The 9,257-nt window shown below is 71.4% G+C and carries 7 protein-coding genes; 2 read left to right on the top strand and 5 right to left on the bottom strand.

Going from position 1 to position 9,257, the window contains the following annotated elements; translation table 11 throughout:
* Positions 1 to 229 precede the first annotated feature (229 nt).
* The 3 genes from ACFU7Y_RS32950 to ACFU7Y_RS32940 all read right to left on the bottom strand — a co-directional run bounded on the left by ACFU7Y_RS32950 (position 230) and on the right by ACFU7Y_RS32940 (position 3,026).
* Complete coding sequence (locus tag ACFU7Y_RS32950) at positions 230 to 904, bottom strand: response regulator transcription factor (protein ID WP_224282791.1); 675 nt, start codon at positions 902 to 904, stop codon at positions 230 to 232.
* On the bottom strand, positions 901 to 2,223 hold the full coding sequence (locus ACFU7Y_RS32945) for a sensor histidine kinase (protein ID WP_224282792.1): 1,323 nt from the start codon (positions 2,221 to 2,223) through the stop codon (positions 901 to 903). The genes ACFU7Y_RS32950 and ACFU7Y_RS32945 overlap by 4 nt, the downstream gene beginning before the upstream one ends.
* A 116-nt stretch (positions 2,224 to 2,339) precedes the next feature.
* Entirely contained in the window at positions 2,340 to 3,026 is a 687-nt protein-coding gene (locus tag ACFU7Y_RS32940; RefSeq protein ID WP_224282793.1) for a TetR/AcrR family transcriptional regulator, read from the bottom strand.
* Positions 3,027 to 3,240: 214 nt separating this feature from the next.
* Between ACFU7Y_RS32940 and ACFU7Y_RS32935 the strand changes: the two genes are divergently transcribed.
* Positions 3,241 to 4,845, top strand: a complete 1,605-nt coding sequence (locus tag ACFU7Y_RS32935) for an MFS transporter (RefSeq protein WP_380770572.1) — start codon at positions 3,241 to 3,243, stop codon at positions 4,843 to 4,845.
* 79 nt (positions 4,846 to 4,924) lie between these two features.
* Here the strand turns inward: ACFU7Y_RS32935 and ACFU7Y_RS32930 are convergent, their stop codons facing one another.
* Both ACFU7Y_RS32930 and aceE read right to left on the bottom strand, forming a co-directional pair.
* The gene (locus tag ACFU7Y_RS32930; RefSeq protein WP_380770571.1) at positions 4,925 to 5,383 is read right to left on the bottom strand and encodes a nitroreductase/quinone reductase family protein; all 459 of its coding nucleotides are present in this window, start codon (positions 5,381 to 5,383) and stop codon (positions 4,925 to 4,927) included.
* A 106-nt stretch (positions 5,384 to 5,489) separates the two neighbouring features.
* Positions 5,490 to 8,240, bottom strand: a complete 2,751-nt coding sequence (aceE, locus tag ACFU7Y_RS32925) for a pyruvate dehydrogenase (acetyl-transferring), homodimeric type (protein ID WP_380770570.1) — start codon at positions 8,238 to 8,240, stop codon at positions 5,490 to 5,492.
* 517 nt (positions 8,241 to 8,757) lie between these two features.
* On the opposite strand from aceE, the gene ACFU7Y_RS32920 reads away from it, so the two are divergent.
* Positions 8,758 to 9,198, top strand: a complete 441-nt coding sequence (locus ACFU7Y_RS32920; RefSeq protein ID WP_224282797.1) for a DUF3052 domain-containing protein — start codon at positions 8,758 to 8,760, stop codon at positions 9,196 to 9,198.
* Positions 9,199 to 9,257 lie beyond the last annotated feature (59 nt).

Here is a 9,257-nt window from a genome sequence, read left to right as displayed (position 1 = left end):
TGTCGGCGGCCCAGCCGCCCGCGCCGAGCACCGCCGCCAGCGCCACCGCGGTGGCGGCGAGTGCTCGCCTGGTCCGGAACTTGCGCATGTCCCTGTTCCCCCTCGTCCGTTCGGCCGCCGACTCGGTTCGGCTTCCGATGGGGAGGAAGGTAGGTATGCGTCGGCCCCGCGGACGTCACACCGCGGGGCCAAGTACCGGGTGCTACCCGGGTATCAGGGAACGGTCCTGCTACTGCCCGGGTGTCACCAGGCCGGACTCGTAGGCCAGCACCACCGCCTGGGCACGGTCGCGCAGGTCGAGCTTGGCGAGGATGCGGCCGATGTGGGTCTTGACGGTCTGTTCGGCGAGCACCAGCTTGGCGGCTATCTCCTGGTTGGACAGGCCGCGGGCGATCAGCTCCAGCACCTCGGTCTCGCGCGGGGTCAGGCCGTTGAGCCGCAGCTTGGGGTCGCGGCGCTTGGCGGGCCGGTTGCGGGCGAAGTCGGCGATCAGCCGGCGGGTGACCGAGGGGGCGAGCAGGGCCTCGCCGGCCGCGACCACCCGGACCGCGGCGATCAGGTCGGCCGGCGGGGCGTCCTTGAGCAGGAAGCCGCTGGCCCCGGCGCGCAGCGCCTCGTACACGTAGTCGTCCACGTCGAAGGTGGTCAGCATCAGCACCTTGGGGCGGTGGGCGCCGGGGACGTCGGGGTCGAGCAGTCGCCGGGCGGCCTCCAGGCCGTCCATGACGGGCATCCGGACGTCCATCAGCACCACGTCGGGGTGGGTGCGGCCGGTGACCTCCAGGGACTGGGCGCCGTCCGCCGCGTCCCCCACCACGTCGATGTCGCTCTGGGCGTTGAGCAGGGCGGCGAAGCCGGCCCGCACCATGGCCTGGTCGTCGACGATGATCACGCGGATGGTCATGCGGGTTGCTCCCCGGGGGTGTCTGGGCGTTCGGGCGGGTCGAGCGGCAGGGCGGCGGCGACCTTGAAGCCGCCGTCCGGCAGCGGACCGGTGTCCAGCCTGCCATCGACCAGCCGGACGCGTTCGCGCATTCCGACCAGACCGTGTCCGGTGCCCTCGGCCGAGGCCTCCAGCGACTCGGTGCGCTGCGGCGGGGGCGCGTTGACCACGGTGAGCCGCAGTTCGGGGCCGTCCGCCGACAGCGACACCCAGGTCCGCGCGCCGGGGGCGTGCCGGACCACGTTGGCCAGCGCCTCCTGGACGATCCGGTAGGCGGAGAGGCCGACGGCCTGCGGCACCCGTTCGGCCAGCCCGTCGTCCACGGTCAGCTCGGCGGGCACCCCGGCCCGCCCCACCGTCTCGACCAGCTGGGCGAGTTGGCCGACCCCCGGCTGCGGGGCCGTCTCCCCGGCGGACTCCTCGCTGCGCAGCACGCCGAGCAGGCGCCGCATCTCGGCCAGCGACTCGCGCGCGGTGCCGGCGATCGCGGTGAACTCCTCGGCGGCGTCGGCCGGGACGCCGTCGATCCGGTACGGCGCGCTGGCGGCCTGCACCGCGATGACCGACATGTGGTGGGCCACCACGTCGTGCAACTCACGTGCGATCCGGGCGCGTTCCTCCAGCAGGGTGCGCCGCTCGCGTTCCGCCTCGCTGATCTGCTCCTGCTCGGTGAGCAGCCGGCGGGCGACCGCGCGGTCCCGGACGGCCCAGCCGAGCAGCAGGACGGCGCCGCTGAGGGCGATCAGCAGCACGGTGGTGCCGTCGCCGGCCCGGGGCAGGCCGAGGGTGGTGGTGAGCACGGTGAGCAGCACGGTGGCGACCCAGACCGCGATCACGGTGGCCCGGCGCTCGCGCAGACCGAGGGCGAGCAGCAGGAAGAGGTACGAGAGGATCATCGGCGCGGTCCACGGCCAGCTGCCCGTCGCCTGGTGGTGGTGGGCGGTGATGGTCGCGGTGGTGACCAGGGTGGCGGCGCTGATCCACCAGGCGGCCAGCGGCCGGGTGATGGCGAGGAACAGCGGGGTGGTCTGGGCGACGGTGAGCGCGGCGGCGACCGGCAGCACCAGGCCGTAGAAGCTGACCAGGCTGACGATCCCGCCGGGGATCAGCGAGGCCTGCAGGATGATCGCGACGGCGTACGGGATCAGGCGCACCCAGCGTCGGCGGGAGTTCCCGAGCAGCGGGGTGTCGTCCTCGCTCGGGGTGGTGAGGTGCCGTCGCAGGGTGCGCAGTTGGCGGACGGCGAACCTGCGGCCGTCGGCGATGGTGAGCGTCTTCATCGCGGGCCAGCCTAGGAGGGCGGGCCCGCCCGGTGCGTCGCACTGGAGCGCGAACTTCCGGGGGCTACCGGGGTATCGGGTGATACCCCGGTATGACACGGGTGTGCTGCCCGGGACTACGCCGGGCCGCGCCAGTGGCCGGCCAGGGCCGGGCCGAGCTGGTCGAAGTAGCGCTCGATGACGGCGACCATGCCCTCCGGGCCGGCCGGTTCGTGCTCGGCGCTCCAGGACAGGTGGGCCGAGCGCAGCAGGCTGCCGAAGACGGCGGCGAGCACGGCCGGGCGCAGGTCCTCGGCCGGGTCCAGGCCCTCGCGTTCGGCGAGCACCTGGATCACCAGCCGCTCCTGTTCGGTGACCCGGCGCAGGTGGGCGGCGAGCAGCGGGGGCGTCTCCTCGATCATCCGCATGAGTTCGAGGGCGCTGTGGATCGAGCCGGGGCCGGAGGCCTCCTCGCTGCCGAGGTCGCGCCAGGCCTTGACGATCGAGGCGCGCAGGGCCTGGAGCGGGGCCTCCTCGGCCGGGCGGAGCCGCAGGCACTCGATGAAGTAGTCCTCGGCCACGGCCATCACGGCGAGCGCGACCTCGTCCTTGTTGGCGAAGTAGCGGAAGAAGGTGCGCTGGGAGACGTCGACGGCGGAGGCGATCTCGTCGACGGTCGTGTGGGCGAAGCCCTGTCGGAGGAAGAGCACGTGGGCGGCCTGGATCAGGGCGTACCGGGTCTGCTGCTTCTTGCGCTCGCGCAGCCCGGGCGCGCGTTCGGAGCCCTCCGGGGTGCAGGTGGTACGGGGGGTGTGAGCGGCCATGGCGGGGGCCTTCCGGAGCGCTGGGGGAGGGTGGGAGCACAACCTTAGCGCTCTGACAAATGGCAGCAATGGCCAGAAGTCACTGTTTGCCGATTGTCAGTGGCTGACATAATGTGCCGGGGTGGCGCCCGTCGGGCCGGGGCACCTGTGGGGACGGGTGGGCCGGGGCGCCACGACCATGTCCTGCACCGAGCCATGCCCCCGGAGGGCCCAGATGAGCCAGTCCGTCGTGAAGAACTCCGAGGCGGACGCAGCGCCGCCGCCGAATCCGCCGTCGGGGGGCGGCCTCAAGGGGCACCCCTGGCTGACCCTGCTGACCGTCGCGGTCGGCGTCATGATGGTCGCGCTGGACGGCACGATCGTCGCCATCGCCAACCCGGTGATCCAGGAGAAGCTGCACGCGGCGCCCTCCGAGATCCAGTGGGTCACCAGCGGCTACCTGCTGGCCCTGGCGGTCTTCCTGATCACCGCCGGCAAGATCGGTGACCGCTTCGGCCACAAGACCACCTTCCTGGTCGGCGCGGTGGGCTTCGCGGCCACCTCGGCCGCGATCGGTTTCGCCGGCAACATCCAGACCGTGATCGCCTTCCGGGTGCTCCAGGGCCTGTTCGGCGCGCTGCTCCAGCCGGCCGCGCTCGGTCTGCTGCGCGGGGCCTTCCCGGCCGAGAAGCTCAACATGGCGATCGGCATCTGGGGCGGCGTGATCGGCGCCTCCACGGCGGCCGGCCCGATCGTCGGCGGCCTGCTGGTCGAGCACGTCAACTGGGAGTCGGTGTTCTTCATCAACATCCCGGTCGGCCTGATCGCGCTGGCCCTGGGCATGTGGATCCTCAGGGACGTCCGGGCCGAGAACGCCGCCAAGTCCTTCGACCTGCCCGGCATCGCACTGCTCTCGGTGGGGATGTTCGCGCTGGTCTTCGGCATCATCAAGGCCCCCGAGTGGGGCTGGGGCGACGGCAGGACGCTGCTGTTCCTGGGCGGCGCGGTGGTGCTGATGGTGCTGTTCGCGCTCTGGCAGGGCAAGGCCCGCGAGCCGCTGGTCCCGCTCAGCCTGTTCCGCTCGGTGCCGCTGTCGGCGGGCGTGCTGCTGATGGTGCTGATGGCCTTCGCGTTCTTCGGCGCGATCTTCTTCGTGACCTTCTACCTCCAGAACGTGCACGGCATGAAGCCGGTCGAGGCCGGCGTCCACCTGCTGCCGATGACCGGCATGATGATCGTCGGCTCGCCGCTGGCCGGCCTGGCGATCGGCAAGCTGGGCCCGCGCATCCCGATCGTGGCCGGCATGCTGATCACCACCACCGCGATGTTCGGCATGTCCACCCTGGACACCGGCTCCGGCAACGGCGTGATGTCGCTCTGGTTCGTCCTGATGGGCCTGGGCATCAGCCCGGTCATGGTCGGCGCCACCGAGGTGATCGTCGGCAACGCCCCGCTGGAGCTCTCCGGCGTGGCCGGCGGCCTCCAGCAGGCCGCGATGCAGGTCGGCGGCAGCCTCGGCACCGCGGTGCTGGGCGCGCTGATGGCCGCCAAGGTCGGCGACGTGCTGCCCGGCAACTGGGCCAAGGCCGGCCTGCCGCCGGTCGAGGGCGCGGCGGGCGAGGGCCTCAAGCAGGCCGCCCAGCTCGGCATCGCCCCGCCGGCCCCGGCCGGCACCCCGCAGCAGGCGGTGGACGCGATGGCCGGCGCCGTCCACGAGTCCTTCGTGAGCGGCATGTCGCTCGCCTTCGCGGTGGCCGCCGTGGTGGCCTTCGCCGCCGCCGTGCTCGGCCTGCTCACCCGCCGCGGCACCACCGACGCGGGCCCGGCCGTGCACATCTGACCGGCCCCGCAACGCCACGGCCCCGGACTCGCCGCAGTCCGGGGCCGTCGTGGTGTCCGGGCGGTGCCGCCCCTGCCGGTCAGGCCCGGGTGAGGGCCACCAGCGGGACGGTCCGGGCCGTGGTGCGGTAGCCGGCGAACTGGGGCTGGGCGGCGATCTGACGGGCCCAGAGCGCGTCGTGCTCGGCCGGGTCGACCGGGGCCGCGAGGGCCGGGTAGCGGTCGGTGCCGACCTCGACGGTCACCTCGGGGTGGGCGAGGAGGTTGCGGTACCAGAGCGGGTCCGTCGGGCTGCCGCCGTTGGAGCCGAAGACCACCAGCCGCTCGCCGTCCGCCAGGTAGACCAGGGGCGTGGTGCGCGGCTCGCCGCTGCGGGCGCCGACCACGGTGAGCAGGAGGACCGGCGCGCCGGCGAGCGCGCCGCCGACGACCCCCTGCCCGGTGCGGAACTCCGCGATCACGTTCCGGTTGAACTCGCCCGCGCCGTCGACGGGTTCGGGGTGCCGCCCGGAGTGGCCGGGCTTCGTCTCGTTCGTCATGCGGCCGAGCGTAGGACCTCACACCGGTGTGAGGGTCAAACCACGACACACGGCGAAGGGCCGGACCCCCGTACGGAGGTCCGGCCCCTCAGTGCCCACGGGCTGATCAGGCGTCGCCGCCGGCGGCGCCCGGGTCGGCCGCGGCCACGTCCAGCAGCTGGTAGCGGTCGATCGCGTCCTTCAGCGCCGAGCGGTCGACCTTGCCCTGCTTGGCGAGCTCGGTGAGCACCGCCAGGACGACCGACTGCGCGTCGATGTGGAAGAAGCGACGGGCCGCGCCACGGGTGTCGGCGAAGCCGAAGCCGTCGGCGCCCAGCGACTGGTACTGGCCCGGCACCCAGCGGGCGATCTGGTCCGGCACCGCGCGCATCCAGTCGGACACCGCGACGACCGGGCCCTCGGCGCCCTGGAGCTTCTGGGTCACGTACGGCACCCGCTGCTGCTCCTCGGGGTGCAGCAGGTTGAACTCCTCGGCCTCCACCGCGTCGCGGCGCAGCTCGTTCCACGAGGTCGCGGACCAGACGTCGGCCTTGACGTTCCACTCCTCGGCGAGGATGCGCTGGGCCTCCAGGGCCCACGGCACGGCCACGCCGGAGGCGAGGATCTGGGCCGGGATCTGGCCGGCGGTGCCCGGCGCGTACTTGTGCAGACCCTTGAGGATGCCCTCGACGTCCACGTTCTCGGGCTCGGCCGGCATCTTGATCGGCTCGTTGTAGACGGTGAGGTAGTAGAACACGTCCTCGCCGTGCGGGTGCTCGGCGCTGGAGCCGTACATCCGGCGCAGACCGTCCTGGACGATGTGCGCGATCTCGAAGCCGTACGCCGGGTCGTAGGCCACGACGCCCGGGTTGGTCGAGGCCAGCAGGTGCGAGTGGCCGTCGGCGTGCTGGAGGCCCTCACCGGTCAGCGTGGTGCGGCCGGCGGTGGCGCCCAGCACGAAGCCGCGGGCCAGCTGGTCGGCCATCTGCCAGAACTGGTCGCCGGTGCGCTGGAACCCGAACATCGAGTAGAAGACGTACACCGGGATCAGCGGCTCGCCGTGGGTGGCGTAGGACGAGCCGGCGGCGATCAGCGAGGCGGTGCAGCCCGCCTCGGAGATGCCGTCGTGCAGCATCTGGCCGGTCGGCGACTCCTTGTAGGCGAGGAGCAGGTCCCGGTCGACCGACTCGTAGGTCTGGCCGAGCGGGTTGTAGATCTTCGCCGACGGGAAGAGCGAGTCCATGCCGAAGGTGCGGTACTCGTCCGGCGCGATCGGCACGAAGCGGTTGCCGATGCCCTTGTCCCGCATGAGGTCCTTGAGCAGCCGGACGAACGCCATGGTGGTGGCGATGGTCTGGTTGCCGGAGCCCTTCTTGACCGCCTTGTACGCGTCGTCGCCGGGCAGCACCAGCTTGCGCGGGCGGACCTTGCGGGTCGGCACGTAGCCGCCGAGCTCCTCCCGGCGGTCGTGCATGTACTGGATCTCCTCCGAGTCGCGGCCCGGGTGGTAGTACGGCGGGAGGCCGTCCTCGAGCTGCTTGTCGGTGATCGGCAGGTGCAGCCGGTCGCGGAAGCGCTTCAGGTCCTCGACCGTCAGCTTCTTCATCTGGTGGGTGGCGTTGCGGCCCTCGAAGTTGGGGCCCAGCGTCCAGCCCTTGACCGTCTGGGCGAGGATGACCGTCGGCTGGCCCTTGTGCTCGCGGGCAGCCTTGAACGCCGCGTAGATCTTCTTGTGGTCGTGGCCGCCGCGACCCAGGTACTGGATCTGCTGGTCGGTCATGTTCTCGACCATGGCGCGCAGGCGCAGGTCGCCGCCGAAGAAGTGCTCGCGGATGTAGTCGCCGGACTCGGTGGCGTAGGTCTGGAACTGGCCGTCCGGGGTGGTGTTCATCTTGTTCACCAGGACGCCGTCGCGGTCCTGCGCGAGCAGCGGGTCCCAGCTGCGGTCCCAGATGAGCTTGATCACGTTCCAGCCGGCGCCCCGGAACTGGGACTCCAGCTCCTGGATGATCTTGCCGTTGCCGCGGACCGGGCCGTCCAGGCGCTGGAGGTTGCAGTTGACCACGAAGGTCAGGTTGTCCAGGCCCTCACGGGCGGCCAGGGACAGCTGGCCGAGCGACTCGGGCTCGTCCATCTCGCCGTCGCCGAGGAAGGCGTAGACCTGCGAGTCGGAGGTGTCCTTGATGCCGCGGTGCTCCAGGTAGCGGTTCATCCGCGCCTGGTAGATCGCGCCGAGCGGGCCGAGGCCCATCGAGACGGTCGGGAACTCCCAGAAGTCCGGCATCAGCCGCGGGTGCGGGTAGCTGGAGAGGCCGTACGGGGCCTTCGACTTCTCCTGGCGGAACGCGTCGAGCTGCTGCTCGGTGAGCCGGTCCAGCAGGAAGGCGCGGGCGTAGATGCCGGGGGAGGCGTGGCCCTGGAAGAAGACCTGGTCGCCGGACTCGCCCTCGGCGTCCTTGCCGCGGAAGAAGTAGTTGAAGCCGACGTCGTACAGAGACGCGGAGGAGGCGAAGGTGGCGATGTGGCCACCGACGCCGATGCCCGGGCGCTGCGCCCGGGAGACCATGACGGCCGCGTTCCACCGGGTCGCGTTGAGGATCTTCCGCTCGATCTCCTCGTTGCCGGGGAAGAACGGTTCGTCCTTGGTCGCGATGGTGTTGACGTAGTCCGTGCTGCGCATCTCGGGCACGGCGACACGCTTCTCGCGGGCGCGCTCGATCAGCCGCAGCATCAGGTAACGGGCACGCTCACGCCCCCGCTCGTCGATGGCCGCATCGAGCGACTCGAGCCATTCCGCGGTCTCCTCGGGATCGAAGTCCGGGACCTGACTCGGAAGGCCGCCAATGATGATCGGGTTGCGATCGGATCCGGAAGCCACGCTGTTCCTTCACTGTCGGTCGAAACTGAGGTGTGTCGCGCCGCCTCCATCGTGCTACCGCGCTCGGAGATCCGTCATCTCTACCGATCGGTAACCGGTCCGCCTGGTGGGCGGGCCGGTCTGGCGGTGTGTGGCGCGGGCGTCTTCGTCCGCTCCGCACACCCCCGGGTGTTACGAAAAGAGGTGGTCCGACCTGGTGTCCCGTCCGCCCGATGGCGGGCGGCCGGGGTGAGGGCCAACAGGAGACTCTACGCCCGCGCACACGCGGACCCCGAATGCCGTTCGCATCTCGGGCACGCGTACGGCCTGTGGGCCGGGACCACCCGAAGCATCCTTGTCCCACGCAGAGAAGGGCAAATCGGTGTGATTCCCGACACGTCGCGCGGCGTGTCCCGCTGCGACACGTCAACCTTTGGAGGGGATCGGGGGTCGGGTACTTGCGCGAACCGCCGCGCCCGTGTGGACTACGGCCACAGCCTCGGCATGGATGCCGAGCCGAATACTGGAGGTTATTCCCGTGAGCGCGACCGCGGACCCCGCGGACAAGTCCAACCCGGCGACCCGTCTCGGCTTCGAAGAGGGCCAGATCATCCAGGAGCTGGGGTACGACGACGACACTGACCAGGACCTCCGCGAGGGCATCGAGGAGCTCACCGGGACGGATCTCGTCGACGAGGACTACGACGACGTCGCCGACGCCGTCCTGCTGTGGCACCGCGACGACGACGGGGACCTCACCGACTCCCTCGTCGACGCGCTGGAGTACCTGGCAGAAGGCGGCCTCATCTGGCTGATGACGCCCAAGACCGGGCGGGACGGCCACATCGAGGCCTCCGACATCAGCGACGCGGCCAAGACCGCCGGTCTCTCCCAGACCAGCTCGATCAACATCGTCAAGGACTGGGCGGCCACCCGGCTCGCGACGAAGTCCACGGCGAAGCCGGGCAAGCAGCGCTGAACGGGTTCTGAAGCCCCGCACCGGGCCCCGCCGGAGGAATCCCCTCCGGCGGGGCCCCT

The organism is Kitasatospora sp. NPDC057542, assembly GCF_042801945.1.
In the GTDB taxonomy this organism is placed as follows: Bacteria; Actinomycetota; Actinomycetes; order Streptomycetales; family Streptomycetaceae; genus Kitasatospora.
The sequence above is the reverse complement of the archived record's forward strand: the minus strand, read 5'-3'. Positions and strand labels throughout refer to the sequence as shown.